The organism is Aerosakkonema funiforme FACHB-1375 (assembly GCF_014696265.1).
Taxonomy (GTDB): Bacteria; Cyanobacteriota; Cyanobacteriia; order Cyanobacteriales; family Aerosakkonemataceae; genus Aerosakkonema; species Aerosakkonema funiforme_A.
Genome location: NZ_JACJPW010000067.1, coordinates 1 through 24086, shown reverse-complemented (window position 1 = coordinate 24086; position 24086 = coordinate 1). Strand labels below are relative to the sequence as shown.

The following is a 24086-nucleotide window of genomic DNA, read 5'->3' as shown; positions in this document are numbered from 1 at the left end:
GTTACCACATTACTTCTTAAGTACAAGCCCACAGATAACCTTGAAGGCAACTTAACTTTGAATGCTAACAGACAAGTTTCAAGTAAACCCCCAAACCTCAAACACCCTTTTTACATTCTAGATCGGTAAGACTATCCGAATTCCACTTCATCAAATTTCGATCGAACTTCCCCAAGATCTCTAGTCGCCCACCGCAAAGCCTCTACCTGCCCTTGAGTTACCTTAACTGCCTTGGGAAGCCCAAATTCTCCTTGCGATCGAAGCAAACCCATCCATCCTATCAAAGCACAGACACCCAACGTCGTCAACAGGATACCCACCGCAAGTACCAAAGAACGTGCAGGTGTCGCCACTTTTGTCAAGTCCGTCTCACGAACCAGAGAATTGACCGCTTATCAACGGATAATTATAGCAGCCACTAAATTTCAGTCAAACGCAACAGAGATAATACACAATATTTATCTCCAATTTGAATAGGCATCGCTTCTACAAAGCAATTAATAAAACCCCAACCTAAATGAATCATTTCCATGCCGTTGTAGGGTTGTCCGCTAACATAAGCGTAGGAAATTAATGAGTTGTGGGGAATAGATTTATCTTTGGGAATAAAACCGCCATGCCAATCTTTTGTTTGCGTTCGCCACCAGACGCGCAGCTTTTTTTGCGGTTGGGGTAATAATGAGGAAAGTCCGGAAAGTCCTTTCACTTCTTTTGGTTTGAGGGCGCAATGCCACATGACTAAGGCATAATTGCCTGACCCCTGCTGCATCATTCGCACTAAGGTTGCGAGGAGGGATGTTTGGTAGAGTTTGGCTAGCGATCGCCCACTTGCCAAGGATATCCCCAAATCTTTCATCCGTGGTAAAAAAGACGACTCTGGCATCAGTAAATCTGCTGCGCCGCGATCGCACAATCGCTCTTTGCGATCGCCACTCCAATTCGGGCAAAACCTGCCCTGTTCCTGCGCGTCGAACAGCAGTTCCATCAGCTCGTGTCCCTCCGTGAAGCGCTGCCGCACGATCGGGTCATTTTCCTTGATTAAAATGATACCCGTGCGGCTATCAACTAAGATGCCTTGCTGTTCGTCCAAAGGCGCACGCAGAGGTGTGGGAATGCCAAAGTGTCGGTAGATACATTCCAAGTCTATCGGAGGCGCATCGCTCAACCCGGATTCCGATCGCAGGAACTCCACATAGCGCCACACATCCTCCTCGCTGCGGACTGCGCCGTAGCGAGCTAAAAACGCCTCTCCCGGATGGCGGTAGGGTTGAGCGGCTGGTGGAACCTCACGCACTATTTATTTTCCAACGGTCATTTTGATGACGTTATACAGCAGTTCCCATTTCTCAGGAGTCGTGGGTTGCTGACCTCGGTATTTTAAACGAGCCAGCATGATAACGTCATCGGGCGGTAATTCCGCTTTTTTGGCAAATTCAGCCAAACTAACGGGAATATCTCCGCTTTCTACAGGTTTTTCCGCCGGATCGCTTTTTAATCCCAAAACCGAGGTAAGCCGCTCCATCAGTTGCCAGGAGAGGTTTGTGGCTTGTCCCCGTTCGATTTGGGACAGGTAGTTGCGGGAAATCCCGACTTTATCGGCGAGTTCTTGCTGGCTCAGTCCTTCTTGGCGGCGGCGATCGCGCACTTTTAAAGCAAATTCATCCATAAGCAGTCTGGGGTCAGGCTTTGACAACTAAAGTTTACAATTTTTGTCTTTACATCTTGCATATCCAGAAAAATGGTGTTAGAGTAGTAAACAAGAAACGCAAACCACAGTTTGCATCTCACTACTACTCTAGCAGGAAAAAGCATAACCTCAAACATCGATCGATGATTTGCAACGGTTATGTTTACAAAGTCGTTCACTGTTCATTGTGCATTGCAATGAACCGCGAACAAGGGATGTTTTGCAGTTTTGAACAAGGAATTGCATATGAATCAAATTGCAGCCAAAGATAGTAAAGCGAAGATTCAAGAAGCATTCGAGCAAATTTTAACGCAACGGCGAAATGTTGCCTCGCGAGTCGCTACAAAAGAAGAAGAAGCCGAAAAAGAGAAAAACCGCACAGTTCTAGAAACGGTTTCGCAGTACACAGCAGATAGTATTGTGCGAGGACTGGCGGATCTGCAATTGGAATTCGGCAATACTATTACCGGACTTTCCACGCGGTTAACAACAGAAACCGCCAAGTTGGACGAACTCAAACGTGCGATCGCAATTGCCACCCAAAACTTGCAAGAACTCCAGCAAACTCGCGTAGTTGCGGATGCACTTTACCTGTTGACACAGGAACATCAGGAAACTTTGCGATCGCTGGAACAACGCGCCGCGAACGATCGGGAAAGCTTGGAAAAGGAAATCGTCGAAAGCCGCAAAATTTGGCAGCGGGAACAGGAAGAATTTGACGCCAATCTCAACGAAGGAAACGAACTGCTGCAACGCGATCGCACCAAGCAAGAGGAAGATTACGGCTACGACACAGAACGCGATCGTAAAATTGCCAGGGATAAATATGAAGAAACCAAGCGCCTACTCGAACGGGAAATCCAAGAAACAACGCAAGCGAAAGAGAAAAATTGGGCCGAACGGGAGCGTACTTTGGCAACAAATCAAAAATTATTGGAAGAGTATCAACGCAAAGCTGCGGCATTCCCCGGCGAACTGGACGAAGCTATTAAGAAATCGCGGGAAGAAGGCATTCGAGAAGCCGATCGAGAAGCGAAAGTTAAGGCGGATTTATTAGACAAAGAGTGGGAAGCGACAAAGCAAGGTTACGAGTTACAAATTCAGTCATTAGAAGCCAAGATTCAGCGACAAACAGAACAAATTACCGAAATTTCCACGCAACTGCAAGCCACATTGCGACAAGCGCAAGAATTGGCAATGCGTGCTTTTGAAAGTTCATCAAATCGGTTTGCAGCCAGAGCGGAAAAATCCGAATCCTAAGTAGGTTGGGTTGAGGTACGAAACCCCAGACTTGCACCAGGGTTAGAAACCGGGTTTCTTGCTTCTTCAAATCAAGAGCCAAGATTTTTCCTTAAGAAACCCGGTTTCTCAAATCTTGTACGAAACCCAACAAAAATGGGAGTTATGACAATGTTGGGTTTCGCTCAACTTAACCGGAATGAAAAGTCGGTTTGAGAGGAAACCACAGATATCCACAGATGAACACAGATGAACACAGATAGGTTCTAACTGTCTCGTGCCAGAATGAATGCAAAGATTGAGGAAACTTGTATGTCTGTGACACCATCGATCAAAGTACCTCCTTTGGAAAGTGGCGATCGCCTTACCCGCCAGGAATTTGAACGACGCTACGATGCTGCACCTCGCATCAAAAAAGCAGAACTGATCGAAGGAGTTGTTTACGTGGCTTCACCTCTGCGCTTTACCAATCATGCCGAACCTCACAGTTCTATTATCACTTGGTTGGGAGTTTACCGTGCTGCTACTCCTGGCGTTCGTTTGGGGGATAATCCTACCGTTCGGTTAGATTTAGATAACGAACCGCAACCAGACGCACTTCTGCGTTTGGAACCGGAAGCAGGCGGGAAATCTCGCATCACCGAAGACGATTACGTGGAAGGCGCACCGGAGTTAATTGTGGAAATTGCCGCCAGCACAGCTGCTTACGATCTCAACGATAAACTCAGAGCTTATCGTCGCAACGAGGTGCAAGAATATTTAGTGTGGCAAAGATACGAAAATCGCTTGGATTGGTTCAGCTTGCAAGAAGGCGTGTATATTCCGTTTACACCAGATGAAACGGGGATAATTCGCTCTCAAATATTTCCAGGTTTGTGGTTAGCAGTTTCCGCATTACTCAACGGCGATTTAGCAACCGTTCTCTCCGAATTGCAGAAAGGATTGGCGAGTGGGGAACATCAAGAATTTTGCGATCGACTGAGAAAACCTTAAGCCTTCAATCACTCAGAACCTATCCGAAAAATCCAATTATACCCAGCATACCTTACGATAAATCTAGATCCACATCCGTGTTTATCTGTGTACCCTTCGGGAAGGCTATCGCCTACATCTGTGGATATCTGTGGTAAAAAAATCACTTACCAATTTTCGGAGCGGGTCTTACTCCTTACATCTCTTCGATTTTGATTTGTAAAAGGATCTCACGAATATCTTCTATCGTGTCTTTCTCCAAGCTGACTGCCTTTTGGATAACGAAGAAGCGAGAACCAATGTTTCTGAGATGGAAAGGAATCTTTTGAGTTGGAATATCCCAGTCAACGCCACCATCCGCTAAACCCTGTCCTTCTACCCGCTCAAAAGTGACTTTGGTGTAGCCGCCATTCAAGTGCATCAAAACCCGCACTGGTTCTCGATCGTAATTAGTCATGATGTTTTTACAAACACAATTCGATCTTCCAATGGCACAGCTAAATATAGCATACGCTCAGGCTCGCGAGCCTCCAAAGCATAGCGATAGTTAATGTTTTTCCTGCGATTTTGGCCATTTCACTTTCATCATAGCTGTTGATGTCGAGTCCGGGCAAGATGCCCATCCCACAAGAGATTTTGTCAACCAATTAAACTTTGAGGTTAACTTATGCCTACCAAACGTCCCAACGAGAAGAATACCAAGGCTGAAATTCTGGAAGCATTTAACGAATTGTTGCAAGAAAAGAAAGAATTGGAGACAAAAATGAATCAAAAACCAGAAATCAAACCAACAGAAGTACGTAACGGCAACGGGAATGGTAAATCGACAACGGAAGTACCTATCAAACCTGTCCAAAATCAACAGAAAATGGAATCGATTATTGAGGGATTGAACCGACTGCAATTAAACTTCGGTGGCGCAGTTAGCGACTTATCGGAAAAACTGACGATCGAAGCTTTTCAACTCCAAGAAGTGCAGCGCAAAGTCGCAGAGGAAAACCAGCAATTAGAAGCGCTACACAATCTGCAAGTAACTGATGGTAGTTTGGCTACTTTAATCGAACAATACGAAGAAAGTTCCAAAACTTTTAACGAAGAACAACGTCAGCGTCGGGAAGAAGTCGATCTGACAATAACTCAAGCACGGAAAGCGTGGACAAAGGAACAGGAAGAACACCGCCGCTTTATCAAAGAACGCAACGAAACGCAAGGGAAGACTCGCCAACGCGATACTCAAGAATACTCTTACGATTTGACTTTGCAACGCCAACTTTCTGATGAGGAATACGAACAAGAGAAGAAGCGTTTGTATGGCGAATTGGATGAGTTGAAACAAGCTCGCGAAAAAGAATGGGCTGAAAAAGAAAAGGCGATCGCAGAACGGGAAACCCAATTTAACGAACTGAAAACTAAAGTCGAAAATATGCCTAAAGATTTGGAAAATGCGATTAAACGCGCCAAGGATGAAGGCAAGGGTATCGCAGGTCACCAAGCCAAAATTAAAGCAGATTTGCTTGCCAAGGAAATCGAAGGTAGCAAGCGCACTTACGAGTTGCGAATTAATTCGCTCATGGAAACTATCCAAAATCAAGATACTCGCATCGGTACACTTTCCAAACAATTGGATGCTGCGCTCAAACAGGTACAAGATTTGGCTGTGAAAGCGATCGAAGGTTCATCCAATGCCAATTCTTTCCAAGCGGTGAAAGAAATTGCGATCGAACAAGCGAAAAATCAAAACAAAGTGAAGTAAATTGCCAATTTCAAATTTCAGATTTCAGATTTATCCAAATTTGAAATCTGAAATCTCAAATCTGAGATTACCGAGGAGATATCTGTATGAAATATACCAAAATCGATTTGAGCAACCTTGTCGGCATCAGTCACGATGATGAATATTTGGGATTAATTATCGATCGGGGAGATAGCATAGATGTAATTGAAATTCCCGCACCCGTTGCAGCTTATGAAGGATTGGTACAATTAGATGCAGTCGTATCCTCAAACTCTCCCGAACTCGCTGCATCTGTTGACTTTTACGAACTGCCTGGTGTACAATCGGAAATACCAATGTTACCCGTACATTCGACAATGGCAAACTCAATAGGATACGATAGCGATCGACACCTATTGCAAGTCGAATTTAAAAACGGTTCCGTTTATCAATATGAAGGCGTGGATGAAGAAATCTGGGAGGAAATGATCTCGACCGATTCACCCGGAAAATTTTACAATCGGGAAATCAAAGGTTACTATCGTTCTCGCCGACTTGATTCCGATTCTGCACATTGAAGTCCGCCTGGGGTTCAAACCCCAGCGTCATAGCGAAAGTCCGTTGAAACGGACTGAAGAAAATAGAAATTTAGTCGGTTTAAACCGACTTTGCCAACAGCATTATCTATTTTTACGGGGATTTTAGCTAAACGAAATTTCTTTATTCTTGAGCCCGCCTGCGCGGGCTTGGAATTTGGTATTAAAATGCAATTTTCAAGACGAATTTAAGGATAATAAGGTTGGCGGATATACCCAAAGAATTGAACCGAGTGCAGATTTGCTTGCCAAACTAGAAAAGGCGAAAACAATACGCGATCGCATCAATATTTACGCAAAAGCAGGCATTTGGCAAGATACAGTTACAAATTTAGCACTATATTTGACCCAAAAGCGCAACAATTTGCCTTTTTTAATCTGCCCATGCGTGGTGTCAATTATACGGCGAACAAATTTCAGCATAAGGCCCATTTCGCAATACTTTTGCTAGCGCATCACGATCAGATCGCAAACCTTCGTAAAAGAAGAATACTTCGCCGGAAATACCGCGAGAACGATTGTAGCCAATTGCCTGTAACAAATACTCCGGACTGATGCGGTAAGACGAACCGATATTCATCAAAATACCTGGTGCTAAACGCTGAATTTGTTCCGAACTAAACTGTTCTATGACGAGTTTATCTACAAGATATTTATAACTATTGAAATCGCGACGATACAACTGCGGGTGAATAATATCCACCAATCCTTTATCTAGCCAAGCTTTAGTATCTTGTAGATATTCTTGCCATCCCCAATCATAAATACTCGGTGCCATAGACACCAATAAAGTAGGATTAATAGCTTTGACTTCGCCATATATACGAGCCAAAAAATCCGTGAGTAAATCGGCACGCCAATGTAACCAAGAACGATGTTTGCAATTGTGGGGCGGATGGCAATTAAACTCTTGCTGATAGCGCCAAACAGTTAAAGAATCGTAGCCGCCTTCTGAGGGTAATGCAGGCAGTCGATCGTCTCCTTGAATCCCAGCGATATCGTAATTTTTGACAACTTCCAAAATGAGACTGAGCAGAAAATCTTGCACTTCCGGATGAAAAGCATTCATCCATTCAAAATTGTTCTTTTTAAGCAAATTGCCATTGCGATCGCGTGCAGCCCAATCAGGCTTTTTCGCCAACAAATGTCCGCCATTCTGATTGTAGGAACTGGCAAATCCATATTCAAACCAAGGAATAACAGCAATTCCTACACGATCGGCTTCGATAGTCAATTCAGCTAAAGGATCGCGTCCTTTGTAACGCGGGTCGATTTCAACTCCAAACAATTCTCTCATCACTTGGCTGGGATAAACCGTAAATCCCTTACTCCAAACAACGGGAAATACTACATTGAAACCTGTTTCTGCGAGAAAATTCATTGCTTGTGCAATGCGTTGCCGAGAAGTGAGAACTAAGCAATCTGTGTTAGGAAGCCAGACACCGCGTATTTTCATTAGCTTTTTTGAATAACTGCGATAAGAGCAATGGATCGGTCATAATTATCCTGCCGCAAAGACCATCTGGGCCTACGGTAATCACTGCCAACCTGTAAAAGTAACCGCTTCCTGTCTCCCTTGTCTGCCGCTCTTTGCCACCAATTGCTAAATTGGTGGGAGAGCAAGTACATTGCCTCGCTCTCCCCCAAGATACCTTTTCAGCTGCAACCTTATTCTTTATAGATTAGGAACGGACTACAACAGTGGTTAACGCCCTCAAGAATCTATTTTCCAAGCGCAAACCAGGAATTGGAATCGAATTAGCGCCAGAACGGATAAATATAGCCCAACTGCGTAAGCAAGGCCAGGGCTTTAAATTAGTAACTTTGCACTCGGTAGAAGTTCCGGAAGGAGTCTTTCAAGAAGGACAGATTCTCGACCCACCGACAATGGCCGAACTCATCCAAACAGCGCTAGCGGATAAAAAAATTAAAGCCACTCGCGTTGCCACAGCCATACCGGGAGCTGCTGGAGCGATCGTCAGGATTATACCCGTTCCCGCCGAGCTTGATGAGCGAGAACTCCGAGATATGGTACTCAATCACGAAGCCAGCCTGTACTTACCATTTCCTCGCGAAGAAGCCGATGTCGATTATCAGAAACTGGGTTTCTTCACGGATGAGGATGGCATAGAAAAAGTGCAGGTGCTGCTAGCCGCCGTCCGCGAAGACGTAACCAATACTTATATCGAAACGTTCAAGCAAGCTGGATTGCAGTTAGACGTACTGGAGATTAATAGTTTTGCCCTGATTCGGACAATTCGAGAGCAACTGCGGCAATTTTCTTCCCAAGAAGCCGCTGTGCTAGTAAACATCGAATTTGAGAGTACCGAAATAGCGATTATTGTGGATGGTGTGCCCCAATTTTCCCGCACCGTTGCGATCGGGATGTTCCAAATTCAGAGTGCCCTCAGCCGTGCGATGAATTTACCCGCTTCTCGCAACACCGACTTGCTCAAAGGGATGACAATTCCTACAGCCCCAGTGGATGCGGTGCGGAGCGGCTCAACTGGACTCAATCCGGGAATGGCTGCGATGATGAGAGTTTTGGGCGAACTAGCCGACGAACTGCGCCGCTCGATCGACTTTTATCTCAATCAAAGCAACAATCTAGAAGTAGCCCAGTTACTGCTGGCAGGTCCCGGCGGTGGAATTGGACAGCTCGATGAATTTTTCACATCGCGGTTAAGCTTGCCTACAACGCAAGTAGACCCGGTGGCGGCTTTATCCCTAGAAGTAAGCGAAGAAATACCCGCAGTGCAGCGACCGGGATTGGGAGTTGTACTCGGTTTAGGATTACGAGAGGTTTAAAAAGATGTACAGTCTTGAAGTTAATTTTCTTAAAGATCGCGAAGGTATTCTACCACCACCACCAGGTGGTGGTGGTCCGACGAGACCACCAGTACCCGTCAACCAAAAAATGCTGATGTTTGCGGGGGTAGCGGTAGGTATCCTTTTGCCACTGGCAGCAGGCGGTGCGTGGTTATTTTTAGATAACCAAATACAACAGCTCATATCAAGAGGAGCAACTCTGGATCAAGAGTTAGGCGGATTGCAGGCACAAGAGAAGCAGAGAGACGAACTGTTGGCTAAATTTGGTCAGATCCAGTCTGAAACGAAAGATTTAGCTACGGTATTCGATCAAATGAAGCCTTGGTCTGCCATACTCCAGGATGTTCGCGATCGACTGCCACCAGGAGTACAAGTTACAACTATTACACAAACCAAAGCCCCACCTCCCACAGCCCCAGCAGCTCCCCCGCAGGGTACCCCTGCCCAGCCTGCTGCAACCCCACCAACCACAGACAGAATTGAGCTTGTTGGTGTCGCCAACTCGTTCAGCAATGTGAACGATTTAGTACTGACACTTCAAAAATCCTCATTTTTTAAAGATACAGACACAAAGCTCATCTCCGCTGCATTGATCGACAATCCCATCCAGCTATACGTGCCCCCATCTCAGACAGGCTCTACCGCTAGTTTTCAGCCGCCAAAACTACCAAAAGTAGTGCAATTCAAAATCGAAACTTACCAAAGCGAAAAGCCAGCAACTGAAATGCTCAAAGAGCTGGAAACTAAAGGTGCATTGGGACTGGTAACTCGCGTCGAAAACCTTCAACAACAAGGAGTCCTGAAAAAATGACAGTCGCTGAAAATTTTCCCGGTCAAGGCTCAGGGGATGCCGACTCTAGTTCTCCCAGTGTATTTGGGATTCAGTTGACGCCGCCTGTAATTGGCGCTCTCGTTGCCGTTCTCGGTTTGGCGGGAGCGGGTTTCCTCACCTTTCAGTTAGTCATGCCAAAGTTGGAAGAGTACAACACGAAAAAAGCAGAAATTCAAACAAAAGAGGAAAAAAAGAAAAACCTAGAAAAAATCAAAGAAGAGGTCAAAGCGGCAGAAGTAAAAGTGGCAGATGCGGAACGTCAAAAAGCAGGCGTAACAGCTCTGTTTGCCAATCCTAAAAGCTTAAACACCCTGCTGTTCGATCTCAACAAAAGCATTGATGCGAGAAATAGCAATCTACCAGAAGACAGAATCAAGGCAAGGTTGACAAAATTTGAGCCAGACCCCACGTCTTCCGGTATAGTCTATGACAGTTCTTTCGGAGCGCAGATTAACGGTAAAATATACCGTCAGGTCTACAACGTGCAGGTGGAAGGAACCTTCGATCAGATTAGGTTATTTCTGATCGACTTGGAGCGCCAGAAGTCTCTCTCTGTCGTTAAAGAATTGAAGAGTACATTAGCAGAAACAACTCAAAGAATAGCAGTTGACCAGCAAGATGGCAAAATAGTGCCGATCGGCAATCCGGAAACCAAAATCAGCACATCTTTTAAACTGCAAGTACTCAGACCTCTTACTCCAGAGGAACAAAAATCGGTAGCACCAGCGCCAGCAACATCGGGGGCATCACCGTCACCAGCGCCAACCAAATAATAAACAGAAGTAGCTGTTGATGCGGCGACGAGAAAAACAAGGTGTAAACTTCTGGTAAAGCGAGAAAGACAATAAACTTTCCAGCATATACCAATTTGATATTTGTGTGAGGAGGAAAGGGTGAAACAGCATCAAGGAATAGCCGGAGTAATAATCGGGGGAGGAGCGCTTCTCCTTGCCAGCCAGCCAGTATGGGCAGCGGCAACCCAAGTGACGGGAGTGCGACTAAAACCAACAGATAAGGGCGTTCAACTCGTTCTGGAGACCCAAGAAGGCGATCGGCCCCAAATATTCACAGTGCCTCGCCGCAACGCCTTCGTGGTAGACATCACCAACGCGCAACTGCGCCTAAGAGAAGGCAACAATTTCAGGCAGCAAAACCCCACCCCAGGCATCGCTTCCGTTGCAGTCACCCAATTAGATGCCAACAGCATCCGGGTCACCGTCACCGGGATCGACAGCGCTCCCACAGGACAAGTTGCCAGTAGGGAAGCTCAAGCCATCACCCTCAACTTCAACACTGCTGGGGCTTCCGTAGCAGCTTCTCCAGGAGCCCCCACAGCAACCCGACCCACCACCACTCCTACCTTAAACTCAACACCAACAGCACAAACTCCAGCAGCGCCAGCTCCAGCAGCGCCAGCTCCAGCCGCACAAACCCCAGATATTTTAGTTCCCAACCCACAAATTACCTATGAAGGCGGGCCGGCACCAGCAGCCGGTACAATCCAACCTGCTAGCCCCGCCCCACCATTCTTGCCCAGAGCAGTTGCGCCACCAGTAGGAGACATAGCGGTTTCGGAAGTCGATCCCACCGCTAGCGTCATCGATCTCGGCACGCCCGAACGCATTCCCCGCCTACTGCTGCGGGATGCTCCCATCCGAGAGGTTTTATCGCTGCTCTCCCGCGCCGCTAACCGTAACATCGTATTTGTAACCCCGCAAACAGGCGCTGGAGCCCAAGGACAAACTCAACAAGGCCAGCCCGGACAAACTCCGGGAGCTACCCCCTCCCTAGATGGCACTATTTCCTTAGATATTGAAAATGAACCTCTGCAAGATGTGTTCAACACCGTTTTGCGAATTACCGGTTTGCAAGCTAACGTTCGCGGCAACACCGTCTTTGTAGGGTCAAGCTTACCAGAAGCAGCCGCCAATATTGTGGTGCGGAGCCTGCGACTCAATCAAGTCGCCGTCACCGATGCGGCGAACTTTTTAACCGCCCAAGGAGCAGAAACGCAGCTGCCAATTACTCGCGTCCAAATCCAAACTATTGGAGAAGGGGCAGCTGCCAGAACAGTCGAAATTAGAGAACCCGACATTAAGGTACTCAGAGCCCAAAGAGGAAATGGCCCCCTGATCCTTTCCGGTTTGTCCATCCTTGCCGACCAGCGTCTCAACGCTATTACCCTGGTCGGTGACCCCCGTAAGGTCGAAATCGCTTCGGCGTTTTTGTCGCAGCTCGATGCTCGCCGTCGCCAAGTAGCAGTGAATGTCAAGATTGTCGATATCAACTTAGACAACACGGATACGGCTGGTACCAGTTTCTCTTTCGGACTGGGTAAAAGCTTTTTTACATTTGACCAAGGAGCAGCAGTCGTTAATTTTGGCGATACCAGACCGGCTACGGCGGGAGAAGCGACTGGTAGTCTGTTCAGTGCTCCTGTCATTCAAAGTCCCTTTACTGGCAACGGTGCTTTCTTAGATGCTCAGCAAAACGCTCCCTTTAGCCGCAGCACAGGAGCTCCAACATCACCTACGACCACTCTTTTTCAAGGTCTTTTACCCCGCGCTCCTTTTGGTACAGATATCAACCCTTTGCAACCGGGTGTTAGTACTATATCGGGTAACCAAATTACATACGCGCTGCCACAGCTGTTCCAGTTCCCCACCCGATTCTTATCACAACTGCGGGCTCAGATTGTCAGTGGCAACGCCAAGATTTTGACCGATCCGACTTTGGTGATCCAAGAAGGAGAAACTGCCAGAGTCAACTTAGGCCAAGAAGTGATCACAAATCAATCTGTCCAACAGCAAACCACTGGTAACACTACGAGTTTTACGGTAAGTACAGAAAAAGGAACTGTTGGTCTAACCCTTCAGATCCAGGTCAATCGCATTGACGATAACGGCTTCATTACTCTGAATGTGAATCCGAGCGTAACAGCACCCAGCAGCACCTCAATTATCGGTCCTGGCTCACTCGCAGGTGGTGTCACAATTTCGTTGCTCTCCAGAAGGGATTTGGTATCTGGACAAGTTCGTCTGCGAGATGGTCAGACGCTGATTCTGTCGGGCATTATTCAGGATCAAGACCGAACATCCGTCAGCAAAGTGCCTATCTTAGGTGATATTCCTATCCTTGGTGCCCTGTTTAGACGCACAAATAGAACAAATACGCGAGCTGAGGTGATCGTGATGTTGACACCTCAAATTCTCGATGACTCGGCTAATTCACCGTTTGGCTACCGATACAGGCCAGGGCCAGAAGTGCAGCAAATGCTACAGCGGGGCGGTTTTACTCCTCCCGGTAGCAATCGGTAGTCTAGGGGCTAGAAAGTTAAAAGTCACTCATTCAAAAGTCAAAAGTCAAAAGTCAAAGAGAGAAACGGGGGAATGGGGAAGTGGGGGAGCGGGAGAATAAATCTCTTCCCTTTTCTCCCTTTCCCCCTTCCCCCTTTCCCCCTTTCCCCTCTTCCCTAACCCCTAACCCCTTTCTTTTGACTTCAAAAACACGCTTTTGAGTCAAGGCTCACCTAAAAAACTCCTGAAATCCATATATCTTAAAGGTTCCGTCGATCCATATTCGGCAAGTACACCTTAGAATAGGGCAGTGAAACTTCGCTTTGATGAGCGTTTCAGCGATTTTAAGTTGAAAGGTGCGCTCATTGCTGAAGAATTTGGTCTTCTTCAGGAGACTTAAACTCGTTCAGCTGCCCCACGCCAACGCCTGTTGGATGGGGCTTACAAGTCACTAAAAGCAGATTCTAAGGAGTTCGAGCAAGAAAATGAACAAAGGCGAATTAGTCGATGTCGTAGCTGAAAAGGCTAATGTGACTAAAAAACAAGCGGATGCTGTCCTCACAGCTGCTTTGGAAGCAATTGTGGAAGCGGTGTCCTCTGGTGATAAAGTAACGCTGGTGGGTTTTGGCTCTTTTGAGCCTCGCGAACGCAAGGCTCGCGAAGGCCGAAATCCCAAAACTGGGGATAAAATGGAAATTCCAGCGACTAAGGTGCCTGCCTTTTCTCCTGGCAAGCTGTTTAAGGAAAAAGTCGCGCCACAGAACTGATCGTTTTACCCAGACAAATTCTTTGTTGAATCGACCGCTGCATGGGGGGAATATCGCTTGGGCAGCCGCGCTGGCAGGCTGTTCCCCTACTGCTATTGTTGATTTCTCGGCTAGTATCAACCCCTTGGGGCCACCCGAATCGGCTCTCGCAGCGATTCAAGCGAACTTGAGCTATCTAGCAGCCTATCCAGACCCCGACTATCAGCAGTTGCGGGCGTGTCTGTCAGAGGTACATAACTTACCATCTGACTGGATACTGCCCGGTAACGGTTCTGCCGAACTGCTGACTTGGGCGTGCTGGGATTTGTCTAAATTCCAGAAAACTTATCTGGTAACGCCTGCTTTTGGCGACTATTTGCGGGCTCTAAAGGCTTTTGGCGCGTCGGTAGTGGAGTGCCCTTTAGCAGATGGGGACTGGGGAATGGGGGATAGGGGATGGCAGCAGAAGTTTCCAATTCCCAATTCCCAATTCCCGATTCCTAATTCCCAACAAGGTTTGCTGTTGAATAACCCTCACAATCCTACAGGTCAGCTGTTTTTAAGGGAGACTATTGTGCCACTACTGGAGCAATTTGCTTTGGTAGTTGTGGATGAAGCGTTTATGGATTTTCTGCCTCCCGATCGTCAGGAAAGTCTGATCCCGTTGGTGCAGGAATACTCGAATTTGGTCATCCTGCGAAGTCTCACCAAGTTCTACAGCTTGCCTGGTTTGCGACTCGGTTATGCGATCGCTCATCCCTCTAGACTGCGATGCTGGCAGCAGTGGCGCGACCCTTGGCCGGTGAACGTTTTAGCCGCCGCTGCGGCAGAAGCTGTCGTCAAGGATAGGGTGTTTCAGCAGCAAACTTGGAACTGGCTTGAGAAAGCTCGCACTCAGCTGTTTGAAGGCGTCGATCGGCTAGCTGGGTTGCATCCTTACCCCAGCGCTGCTAACTTCTTGCTGGTGCAGTCGTCTTTGCCCAGTACGCGGGTGCAGGAAAAGTTACTCAAACACAGTCAGATTCTCATTCGCGACTGCAAGAGTTTTCCGGAACTGGGCGATCGCTACTTCCGGGTAGCGGTTCGCTCTCTTGCTGATAACCAACGCCTGATCGATGGGTTGAGAGAAATCCTTACCGACGAAGTTGGGGAGAATTTCAGATTTTAGATTTTAGATTTTAGATTTTAGATTTCAAATTTCAATTTGAAATCTGAAATTTGAAATCTGAAATTCCTAATTCCTTTCATCCAAAATCGAAAATCCAAAATCGTATGGTTGACTACGATGTCGTTGCGATCGGAGGCAGTCCGGCTGGACTTTATACCGCCGTCGCAGCAACTTACCTCAAAGCCCGCGTTGCCTTGGTAGCATCTCCGCTACTCGGTTCCACTTGGTCTGAGTCTGGCTCTAAATGCAGCAAAGCTTTTACCCAGGTGGGACGGGTTGCCCATCAAATCCGGGAAGCGCCATCTTTTGGTGTGTTTTGGGATTCAGGCCCAGAGTCTGTAGGTATGGGTGTAGGAGTACGATTTGCGGAGGCTTTGAAGTGGGCTAAAGGTGTGGTCTCCGCTCTGGACGAACAGCATTCCCCTGCTGTTCTCGCTTCTCTGGGTGTAGATGTCATTTTTGGCGAAGGTGAGTTCTGCCGCAAACCACATTTTGCCTTTGTTGTCAACGGTCAGCCTTTGCGATCGCGCACTTATGCGATCGCGACTGGCTCTCGTTCTGTCATTCCAGATATTGACGGGCTGCAAAGCACTGGTTACCTTACGCCCGATACTATCTGGCAGCAGACAAATACTAACTTGCCCAAAAGCTTGATTTTTATCGGTGGCGACCCGGTGGGGATAGAACTGGCTCAAACCTTTGCCCGTTTGGGCTCTCGCGTGACGGTGGTGGTCAACAGTCCTCATATCTTAACTAAGGAAGACCCGGAAGCCGCACGTTTGATTCAAGCACAGTTGGAAGCTGAGGGCGTCCGCGTTCTGACGGGACATCCGGTGACTCAGGTAAAATGGATTGACGATCAAAAGTGGATTCAAGCGGGCGATCGGGCGATCGAAGCTGATGAAATTGTTGTTACTGTCGGTCAGCAGCCAAATGTCGATTCTTTAAACCTCGAAGGTGTTGGTGTCAAGTTCGATCGCCACGGCATTCGCGTTAACCAAATGTTACAAACTACCAATCACCGCATCTATGCTTGCGGTGATGTTTTGGGCGGTTACCGTTTTGCTCACGTAGCCAATTACGAAGCGCGTATCGCTCTTAAAAATATGTTGTTCTTCCCTTTTTTCAAGGTTGATTACCGCCATATTCCTTGGGCTATCTTTTCCGATCCGGAACTAGCACGGGTAGGTTTGACGGAAGAACAAGCCAAACGCCGCTACGGTGATGATGATGTCTTTGTGTTACGCCGCTTTTTTAAGGCTGTGGATAAGGCGCAGATGCGCGGTGAAACTACTGGTTTTTGCAAAATTCTGGTTCTTAAGAGTGGTGAAATTTTGGGTGTGCATTTGGTTGGCCCACAAGCTAGTGAGTTGATTCACGTTTTTTCTCTGGCTATGCAGGAACGGATTAAGATTAAGGCGATCGCCAATCTCTCTTCTATCTTTCCCTCTCTCTCTGAAATCAACTCTCAAACTGCTGCTGACTGGGGTAATCTCCGCCTCGATCGCAATTCTTCTATGCAAGACTTTCTCGAAAACTTCTTCAATTTCCGTCGCTCTTGGTCTCGTTAGCTTTGTTTCTGTTCTAACTGCATATAAAGAGGGAAAATACTTTACTTTTCCTGGGCGCTTGTTGTATACTTACTTATATAATGGGAATATTTACTTAAATATTATTTTTGCTAATATTTCCATTATATAAATGATACCATAACATAGAGAGTTTTTTGCAAAAACTTTTTTTATATTTACATTCAAACAATTTGTTTGAAAGAAGAATGTACTGGTATAGTGGCAAGCTAATTGAAAGCAGCAAGATCGAAGTAGGGATAGACGATCCGGGGTTACTTTACGGAGCGAGTGTGTTCACGACGCTACGGGTGTACGATCGCTCATTGGATAGTGGCAAGACAAATTGGGGGGGACACTGCGATCGCATTCGTTGCAGTTTGGCAAGATTTGGTTGGCAGATGCCAGACTGGGAAAGAGTTAGGCAAGGTGCAGAGACTTTGAAAGCCGACTTTCCAGTATTGAGAATCGCCATATTTCCGGATGGACGAGAATGGATTGTAGGAAGACAATTACCAGAGGATTTGACCGATCGCCAACAGTCGGGTGTAGTAGCTTGGCTAGCAGAAGCGTCCCAATATCGCCGTTCCTTAGCAGAACACAAAACAGGTAACTACCTGTCGGCTTGGCTGGCATTGAGAGAAGCGCAACAATACGGAGCTAAAGAAGCGATTTTGCTAGATTCATCGGGAAATTGGTTAGAAACCAGCACAGGAAACCTTTGGGGCTGGCGAGACGGCAGATGGTGGACACCGCCCCTGGAAGCGGGAATTTTAGCAGGACTGATGAGATCGCAACTAATTGCCGGACTGAAAAGTCAAAATGAGGTAGTAGAGGAAAAACCTTGGAGCGCGGATCTAGTGGCAGGTTTTGAAGCGATCGCCTACAGCAACAGCGTTGTAGAAGTCGTTCCCATCCACAAGATTATCAAGAAAGAGGGGGAAAGCGGGAGAGGGGGAGAGCAGGGGAAATTGACCGATGCCCCATGCCCCATTCCCCATGCCCTATCCTCTTCTCATATTTGCTTCCAGAAACTGAGAGAATCCATAACCGATCGGTTGCCATTTTCTCAGATAGGTTAAAATAAATTTACATAAGTTAAATAGAAAAACTCCTCAGACGATAAAACCCCAGGAGGATAGATCGAGAGTGAATAAACAATGGAGAAATGCAGGGCTGTACGCACTATTAGCCCTAGTTGTGGTAGCATTGGCCACCGCATTTTTTGACAACAAGCAACCCCAGCGAGAGACTTGGCGTTACAGTGAGTTCCTCCAAAAAGTCGAAAGCAAACAAGTAGGGAAAGTCAGTATTAGTGCCGATCGGTCTACGGCCCGCGTCCAAGCCGCAAACGGCAACAAGGTCATAGTCAATCTTCCGAATGACCCGGAACTGTTCAACTTTCTGACTAAAAACAACGTTGATATAACAGTATTACCTCCGAGCGACGACGCCTTCTGGCTGAGGGCTTTGAGCAGTTTATTCTTCCCAATCCTGCTATTAGTGGGATTATTCTTTTTGTTGCGCCGCGCCCAGAATGGCCCGGGTTCCCAGGCAATGAACTTTGGCAAATCGAAAGCCAGAGTGCAAATGGAACCGCAAACGCAAGTCACCTTTGGGGATGTGGCGGGTATCGACCAAGCCAAACTGGAACTCAACGAAGTAGTTGACTTTCTTAAAAACGCCGATCGCTTCACCGCTATTGGAGCTAAAATTCCCAAAGGCGTATTGCTAGTTGGGCCTCCGGGTACAGGTAAAACACTGCTAGCCCGTGCTGTAGCTGGTGAAGCAGGAGTTCCCTTCTTCTCGATTTCCGGTTCCGAGTTTGTCGAAATGTTCGTGGGTGTCGGTGCTTCTCGCGTCCGCGACTTGTTTGAACAAGCGAAAGCCAATGCGCCCTGCATCGTCTTCATTGATGAAATTGATGCTGTCGGTCGTCAGCGCGGTGCCGGTTTGGGCGGCGGTAACGACGAACGGGAACAAACCCTCAACCAGTTGCTGACGGAGATGGATGGTTTTGAGGGCAATACCGGCATCATTATTATTGCAGCAACAAACCGTCCCGATGTACTGGATGCGGCACTGCTGCGTCCGGGTCGTTTTGACAGACAAGTGGTGGTAGACAGACCGGACTTTGCCGGACGTTTGGAAATTCTCAAAGTTCACGCACGCGGTAAGACTTTGGCGCAAGATGTGGATTTAGAAAAGATTGCGCGTCGGAGTCCCGGTTTTACTGGTGCGGACTTGTCCAATTTGCTCAACGAAGCGGCTATTTTGGCAGCGCGTCGCAATTTGACGGAAATCTCGATGGATGAAGTCAACGATGCGATCGATCGCGTGTTGGCTGGCCCAGAGAAGAAAGACCGGGTGATCAGCGAGAAGCGCAAAGCTGTGGTAGCATATCACGAAGCCGGACACGCAGTTGTCGGTGCTTTAATGCCGGACTTTGACCCAGTGCAAAAGATCAGCATTATCCCTCGCGGTCAAGCTGGCGGTATTACTTGGTTTACACCTAGCGAAGACCGTTTGGATTCCGGTTTGTTGAGTCGTTCTTATCTGCAAAACCGGATGGCGATGCTGTTAGGCGGTCGAGTTGCAGAAGAAATTGTCTTCGGCGATGAAGAAGTGACGACCGGTGCTTCTAGCGACTTGCAGCAAGTAGCGCGGGTGGCGCGTCAGATGGTGATGCGATTTGGGATGAGCGATCGCGTCGGACAAGTTGCTTTGGGTCGTCAGCAAGGTAATATGTTCTTGGGTCGCGATATCATGGCAGAACGCGATTTCTCAGAAGAAACTGCGGCTACTGTTGATGATGAAGTGCGCTGTCTTGTGGATCGAGCTTATCAGCGGGCGAAAGATGTTTTGACAAATAATCGCCATGTACTGAATGAGTTAGCAGCTATGCTGATTGAGAAGGAAACTGTGGACGCCGAAGAACTGCAAGAGTTATTGGCGAATAGCGATGTGCGGATGGCGGCGATCGCTTAATCAATTTTAGATTTTAGATTTTAGATTTTGGATTGAATCTAGAATCTGAATTAAGGGTAATTTGGGGATTTCCTGAATTACCCTGATTTTTTTTTAGAGGTCAAGATTACCTGTAGAGAGCGATGTAAATTTTAATAGAAAAGGAGTTCTTAATGACGAAGAAATGGATTTTATATGACAAAAATGATCGGCAAGTCACTTGGCCAGCTTGCATTAAAAATTTGTCAACTGTTAAAAATGCTTTGGGAGAGGAGTTGCCAACATGGATAAGGCAGGCTTTTAATAAAGAGGGTATTTTTAATGAAGAGAAAATGATTGTTCCGATTCGTCCGATTTCAGTTTTAGGGCAGTGTAGTACAGCCAAATACATTAACTGTCCAAATATGCCTAAACATCACATAGAAAATGCTAGAAATTATGCTAGAGAGGGATATAATCGAGCAAGCTATCTCGATCGCATTGGAAGATATTACTGGTTTGATTTCGATCTGGTTAGCTCGGATGGGACGCTAATAAAACTGCGGATGGTGGTTAATAGAGGCGATGCTGACTGCAATGATGGTATGTGGGGGCAGTTTGGAGACGCAATACAGGGGATCTGATTGCAAACATCATGAGTACTGGTGATATGGAAACAACAATAGCTGTCTCAAAGAAATACATCGATCTGTATAAACCTTATGATATTTGGATTCCTCTTTTGCTCAAGCACATATATGCCAATCATCTAGAATTGGAAAAACTTGTAGACTTAGCAATTCAAATTTGTTTGTATCCGAAAGCAGAGATTACTAATACTGGAGTCAGGTTGCAAGATTGAAAGTAACCTGTCTAAAAATCACTATATCGGAAAAAGATTTTGAGTGGGCTCGCTGCCAAGGCTACATCGGGTGATTGGAGATTAATGTTTGAAAGTTTGAAATCTAATTTCGCGATCGCATTGTATCCTGCAACTTAATGCGATCGCCCAATCGAGTCATGTTTGGTTTCACGCTACCTACTGATTCACAAGCAAGGACTTGACAGAGTGAACTCAACCTACAGCGAGGGGCGATCGCACAAATCCCGATGTAATCCCCGCCATCTAATCCCTGTAGTGCTTTGGCGACTTTTAGACAAATTTACATCTTGTCAAAGGACAGCACGTATCTCGGCTTTACCCCCAGAGACTGCCTCAGCTTCGTTAAACTGGATTTGTCAGCATATATTCTCAATTCCCAAGGCTGGCGGTGGGTAATAGCAGCAGAAAAAGGACGATCGCATGATGAAAAATTCTCGAATCCAAAAATGGATCGGACAGGCACCCAAAAAAGGTTTGGCCGGAACTTTTGCGATGACGGCCAGTTGGTTGATAATGCAGGGTGTTTTGCTGGGAAGTTTACCCCTCGTCGCTTCCGCACAGCAACAGCAGCAGCAATCGCTCACTTACACGGAACTGCTTAAGAAGATAGATGCTGGCGAAGTTACTAAAGTTGAGATCGATCCAACCCAACAGCTTGCCAAAGTCACCTTATTAAAAAATAAAAAGGATAAAAAGCAAGGCACTACGCAGGCGACGGTGAGTGTATTTACGCAAAATCCAGAGCTAATTGCCAGACTGCGCTCCAAGCGCGTAGACTTTTCCGAGCAGCCTACAGCCGATCGCACAGCAGCGATGGGCTTTATAATCAATTTGCTCTTAGTGCTGCTGTTAATCTCCGGATTGCTGATGATTTTGCGGAGATCTGCCAATGCTTCTAACCAAGCGATGAATTTCGGGAAATCCCGCGCTCGCTTCCAGATGGAAGCTAAAACCGGTATCAAGTTCGACGATGTGGCAGGTATCGAAGAAGCTAAAGAAGAACTCGCCGAAGTGGTCACTTTCCTCAAACAGCCGGAACGCTTCAGCGCTGTAGGAGCTCGCATTCCCAAAGGCGTATTGCTGATCGGTCAGCCGGGAACTGGCAAAACCCTGCTGGCGAAGGCAATTGCTGGCGAAGCTGGGGTGCCATTTTTCAGTATCTCCGGTTCGGAATTTGTGGAAATGTTCGTGGGTGTGGGTGCTTCCCGCGTGCGCGACTTGTTCAGAAAAGCGAAAGAAAACGCTCCCTGTCTCGTGTTTATCGATGAAATCGATGCGGTTGGGCGTCAGCGCGGTACGGGTATCGGCGGCGGTAACGATGAAAGAGAGCAAACTCTCAACCAGTTGCTGACGGAAATGGACGGTTTTGAAGGTAATAGCGGTATTATCGTCATCGCCGCTACTAACCGTCCCGACGTTCTCGACGCCGCCTTATTGCGTCCGGGAAGATTCGATCGCCAAATTATTGTCGATCTTCCCGATATCAAAGGGCGTTTGGAGATTTTAAAGGTTCACGCTCGCAATAAGAAACTAGCCCCAGAAGTTTCTCTGGAAGCAGTTGCCCGCCGCACTCCCGGATTTACCGGCGCTGATTTGGCGAATTTGCTCAACGAAGCGGCGATTCTGACAGCGCGTCGGCGCAAAGATGCCATCACCATGTTGGAAGTTAACGATGCCATTGACCGGGTAGTGGCGGGTATGGAACGGACGCCGCTGGTAGATAGCAGTAAGAAACGCTTGATTGCTTATCACGAAGTCGGTCACGCGGTTGTCGGTAGTCTTCTCCCGCAGCACAATCTTTTAGAAAAAGTGACGATTCTGCCTCGCGGACGCGCTTTGGGTTTAACTTGGTTTAGCCCTGGCGAAGAGTTGGGTTTGGAGTCGAAAGCGCAGATTTTGGCTGATATCACCGCTACTATGGGCGGTAGAGCGGCAGAAGAGGTGATTTTTGGTGAGGGCGAAATCACTACCGGTGCGGGGGGTGATTTGGAGGAGGTGACCTCGCTGGCGCGGAAGATGGTGACGCGCTTCGGAATGTCGGACTTGGGGCCTTTGGCGTTGGAAACTCAAGGTAATGAAGTGTTTCTGGGACGCGACTTGGGGGCGAGAGCGGAATATTCGGAAGCAATTGCTACCCGTATTGATGCACAGGTACGCACAATTATTGACCATTGTTACGCCCATGCCAAACAAATTGTGAGATCGAATCGCACTTTGATCGATCGCTTGGTGGATCAACTCGTAGACCAAGAGACAATTGACGGCGATCAATTCCGTAAAATTGTTTCTGAGTATGCAACGTTACCCGAACAACATCAAAAGGGTTGGTCTGTGTTCAGCAATTAGTGGGTAATGGGGAATTTTAGATTTTAGGTTGAAATCCAATCTAAAATCTAAAATTCCTGAATCACCGATTACCACCGATAACCGCGAGGTTGTTGCTGATACATTGCCTGGAGAACTATACCGGGATCGATATAAGTGCCATCGTATTTAAGACCCCAGTGCAAGTGAGGGCCAGTAGTTCTGCCGGTTGTCCCGACTCTGCCAATGCGGATTCCTGCGTTGACCTGCTGTCCTTCCCAGATTTGCAGACCGCTTTCGGGGTCGTTGAGGTAACGTCCTTGGGGGGATGTGGCAGCACGTCCTTTGAGGTGACAGTAAATGTGTTGCCACTCACCCGATTTAATCACAAGTTTGGTTCCGCAAAGGCGATCGTTGGCAATTTCCACAACTTCACCGGTTGACCAACTGCGGATGTAGCTACCTGCGGGTGCGGCAATATCTATGCCGCGATGAAATCCCCATCCGGGGGAACCATCGGGATTTAAGCGATAACCGTAAGCAGATGAATAGCGTTGAAAATTTTCGACTGGGAAAGAGGTGCTTCGCCAATTCGATCGCATTATACTATCTGCAATTTCCATTGCCTTAGCTTTTTCTGCTTGAAATCCCAAAGCGAGAAATGCTATTAAACCCAAGACTGCAAAAAATATAGTTGTGCCAACACGGATTAGGCGTTTGCCCCTTTTCTTTGGGGGTTTCAATTTTTGCTGTTTGCGTTCGCGCCTCAACAACGAAATCAAATGACGCATATGTTCCCTGCGCTACAAAGCGCATTGTGTGAGCGAAAGTTTTATCGGCAGTATTTTATCTCGATCGCTCTCCTCTGATATCGTTTGTTTTGATTACATTTCATTACAGATAAAAACGAGAAATTTGTTCCTTAGTTATACAGATTTGCCGTCAAAAGTGTAATTTAGAGGAGAGAGTGGGAGAGCGGGGTAGTGGGGAAGTGGGGGAAAGAAAGTTAGGCCCACTTGAATGCAACTTGTTATTACGCGATCGAGAATCAGAAATCCGGTTTGTTTTTCGTGCAATGGCAACAATAATATCGTGTCTGGTTTTATCGGTAGTGTCAAAGCGATCGCAAAGATTATCGAGATCGGGGGTTAAATTTTTACCGCAGATGTAAGCAGATAAACGCAGATAAACGCAGATAAATGCAGATAAGAAAGGGATTTTTTTAGATAACCGATTCTACCGGATATGATATAATTCATCAGTTTTACTTCCCCCGCTCCCCCACTCTCCCACTCCCCCACTCTCC

Annotated in this window: 23 protein-coding genes; 17 read left to right on the top strand and 6 right to left on the bottom strand. The window is 47.0% G+C overall.

Going from position 1 to position 24086, the window contains the following annotated elements:
- Positions 1-131: 131 nt before the first annotated feature.
- The 3 genes from H6G03_RS23265 to H6G03_RS23255 form a co-directional block, all read right to left on the bottom strand.
- Positions 132-353: a hypothetical protein gene (locus H6G03_RS23265; protein WP_190469230.1), complete on the bottom strand. Its 222-nt coding sequence runs from the start codon at positions 351-353 to the stop codon at positions 132-134.
- Between the two features lie 65 nt (positions 354-418).
- Positions 419-1294: an ImmA/IrrE family metallo-endopeptidase gene (locus H6G03_RS23260; protein WP_190469226.1), complete on the bottom strand. Its 876-nt coding sequence runs from the start codon at positions 1292-1294 to the stop codon at positions 419-421.
- A gap of 3 nt (positions 1295-1297) precedes the next feature.
- Entirely contained in the window at positions 1298-1666 is a 369-nt protein-coding gene (locus H6G03_RS23255) for a helix-turn-helix domain-containing protein (RefSeq protein ID WP_190469224.1), read from the bottom strand.
- Positions 1667-1933: 267 nt separating this feature from the next.
- Here H6G03_RS23255 and H6G03_RS23250 point away from each other — a divergent pair, with 267 nt between their 5' ends.
- Complete coding sequence (locus tag H6G03_RS23250; RefSeq protein ID WP_190469220.1) at positions 1934-2947, top strand: coiled-coil domain-containing protein; 1014 nt, start codon at positions 1934-1936, stop codon at positions 2945-2947.
- 291 nt (positions 2948-3238) lie between these two features.
- Complete coding sequence (locus tag H6G03_RS23245; protein WP_190469218.1) at positions 3239-3919, top strand: Uma2 family endonuclease; 681 nt, start codon at positions 3239-3241, stop codon at positions 3917-3919.
- A gap of 175 nt (positions 3920-4094) precedes the next feature.
- Here the strand turns inward: H6G03_RS23245 and H6G03_RS23240 are convergent, their stop codons facing one another.
- Positions 4095-4355 (bottom strand): hypothetical protein, encoded by a 261-nt coding sequence (locus tag H6G03_RS23240; protein ID WP_190469216.1) that lies wholly within the window; start codon positions 4353-4355, stop codon positions 4095-4097.
- Positions 4356-4565: 210 nt separating this feature from the next.
- Here H6G03_RS23240 and H6G03_RS23235 point away from each other — a divergent pair, with 210 nt between their 5' ends.
- The 3 genes from H6G03_RS23235 to H6G03_RS39565 all read left to right on the top strand — a co-directional run bounded on the left by H6G03_RS23235 (position 4566) and on the right by H6G03_RS39565 (position 6659).
- Entirely contained in the window at positions 4566-5651 is a 1086-nt protein-coding gene (locus tag H6G03_RS23235; RefSeq protein ID WP_190469213.1) for a coiled-coil domain-containing protein, read from the top strand.
- Between the two features lie 86 nt (positions 5652-5737).
- Complete coding sequence (locus H6G03_RS23230; RefSeq protein WP_190469211.1) at positions 5738-6190, top strand: KTSC domain-containing protein; 453 nt, start codon at positions 5738-5740, stop codon at positions 6188-6190.
- A 148-nt stretch (positions 6191-6338) separates the two neighbouring features.
- On the top strand, positions 6339-6659 hold the full coding sequence (locus H6G03_RS39565) for a DUF928 domain-containing protein (RefSeq protein WP_206756642.1): 321 nt from the start codon (positions 6339-6341) through the stop codon (positions 6657-6659).
- On the opposite strand, the gene H6G03_RS23220 is transcribed toward H6G03_RS39565, so the two are convergent.
- Complete coding sequence (locus tag H6G03_RS23220; protein WP_190469206.1) at positions 6603-7664, bottom strand: glycoside hydrolase family 10 protein; 1062 nt, start codon at positions 7662-7664, stop codon at positions 6603-6605. The genes H6G03_RS39565 and H6G03_RS23220 overlap by 57 nt on opposite strands.
- 245 nt (positions 7665-7909) lie before the next feature.
- Here H6G03_RS23220 and pilM point away from each other — a divergent pair, with 245 nt between their 5' ends.
- From pilM to ftsH, 12 genes are all read left to right on the top strand, one after another.
- Positions 7910-9016 carry a type IV pilus assembly protein PilM gene (pilM, locus tag H6G03_RS23215; protein WP_190469201.1) on the top strand — a complete coding sequence of 369 codons (1107 nt, stop codon included), beginning with the start codon at positions 7910-7912 and terminating at the stop codon, positions 9014-9016.
- Positions 9017-9020: 4 nt separating this feature from the next.
- Complete coding sequence (locus H6G03_RS23210; RefSeq protein ID WP_190469198.1) at positions 9021-9848, top strand: PilN domain-containing protein; 828 nt, start codon at positions 9021-9023, stop codon at positions 9846-9848.
- Positions 9845-10642 (top strand): pilus assembly protein PilO, encoded by a 798-nt coding sequence (locus H6G03_RS23205; RefSeq protein WP_190469192.1) that lies wholly within the window; start codon positions 9845-9847, stop codon positions 10640-10642. Before H6G03_RS23210 ends, H6G03_RS23205 begins: the two co-directional genes overlap by 4 nt.
- A gap of 120 nt (positions 10643-10762) precedes the next feature.
- On the top strand, positions 10763-13186 hold the full coding sequence (locus H6G03_RS23200) for an AMIN domain-containing protein (RefSeq protein ID WP_190469189.1): 2424 nt from the start codon (positions 10763-10765) through the stop codon (positions 13184-13186).
- A gap of 464 nt (positions 13187-13650) precedes the next feature.
- Positions 13651-13932: an HU family DNA-binding protein gene (locus tag H6G03_RS23195; protein ID WP_190469187.1), complete on the top strand. Its 282-nt coding sequence runs from the start codon at positions 13651-13653 to the stop codon at positions 13930-13932.
- Between the two features lie 25 nt (positions 13933-13957).
- A complete protein-coding gene (gene cobD / locus H6G03_RS23190; RefSeq protein WP_190469285.1) occupies positions 13958-15079 on the top strand; it encodes a threonine-phosphate decarboxylase CobD in 1122 nt (373 codons plus the stop codon).
- 104 nt (positions 15080-15183) lie between these two features.
- Entirely contained in the window at positions 15184-16650 is a 1467-nt protein-coding gene (locus H6G03_RS23185; protein ID WP_190469184.1) for a dihydrolipoyl dehydrogenase family protein, read from the top strand.
- Between the two features lie 206 nt (positions 16651-16856).
- Positions 16857-17729, top strand: a complete 873-nt coding sequence (locus tag H6G03_RS23180) for an aminotransferase class IV (protein WP_190469179.1) — start codon at positions 16857-16859, stop codon at positions 17727-17729.
- A gap of 67 nt (positions 17730-17796) precedes the next feature.
- Positions 17797-19635: an ATP-dependent zinc metalloprotease FtsH3 gene (ftsH3, locus tag H6G03_RS23175; RefSeq protein WP_190469176.1), complete on the top strand. Its 1839-nt coding sequence runs from the start codon at positions 17797-17799 to the stop codon at positions 19633-19635.
- 152 nt (positions 19636-19787) lie between these two features.
- Positions 19788-20237: a hypothetical protein gene (locus H6G03_RS23170; RefSeq protein WP_190469173.1), complete on the top strand. Its 450-nt coding sequence runs from the start codon at positions 19788-19790 to the stop codon at positions 20235-20237.
- An 11-nt stretch (positions 20238-20248) separates the two neighbouring features.
- The gene (locus H6G03_RS23165) at positions 20249-20455 is read left to right on the top strand and encodes a hypothetical protein (protein WP_190469169.1); all 207 of its coding nucleotides are present in this window, start codon (positions 20249-20251) and stop codon (positions 20453-20455) included.
- Positions 20456-20899: 444 nt separating this feature from the next.
- On the top strand, positions 20900-22822 hold the full coding sequence (ftsH, locus tag H6G03_RS23160) for an ATP-dependent zinc metalloprotease FtsH (RefSeq protein WP_190469281.1): 1923 nt from the start codon (positions 20900-20902) through the stop codon (positions 22820-22822).
- A 68-nt stretch (positions 22823-22890) separates the two neighbouring features.
- On the opposite strand, the gene H6G03_RS23155 is transcribed toward ftsH, so the two are convergent.
- Positions 22891-23571, bottom strand: a complete 681-nt coding sequence (locus H6G03_RS23155; protein WP_190469165.1) for a M23 family metallopeptidase — start codon at positions 23569-23571, stop codon at positions 22891-22893.
- Between the last annotated feature and the right edge of the window lie 515 nt (positions 23572-24086).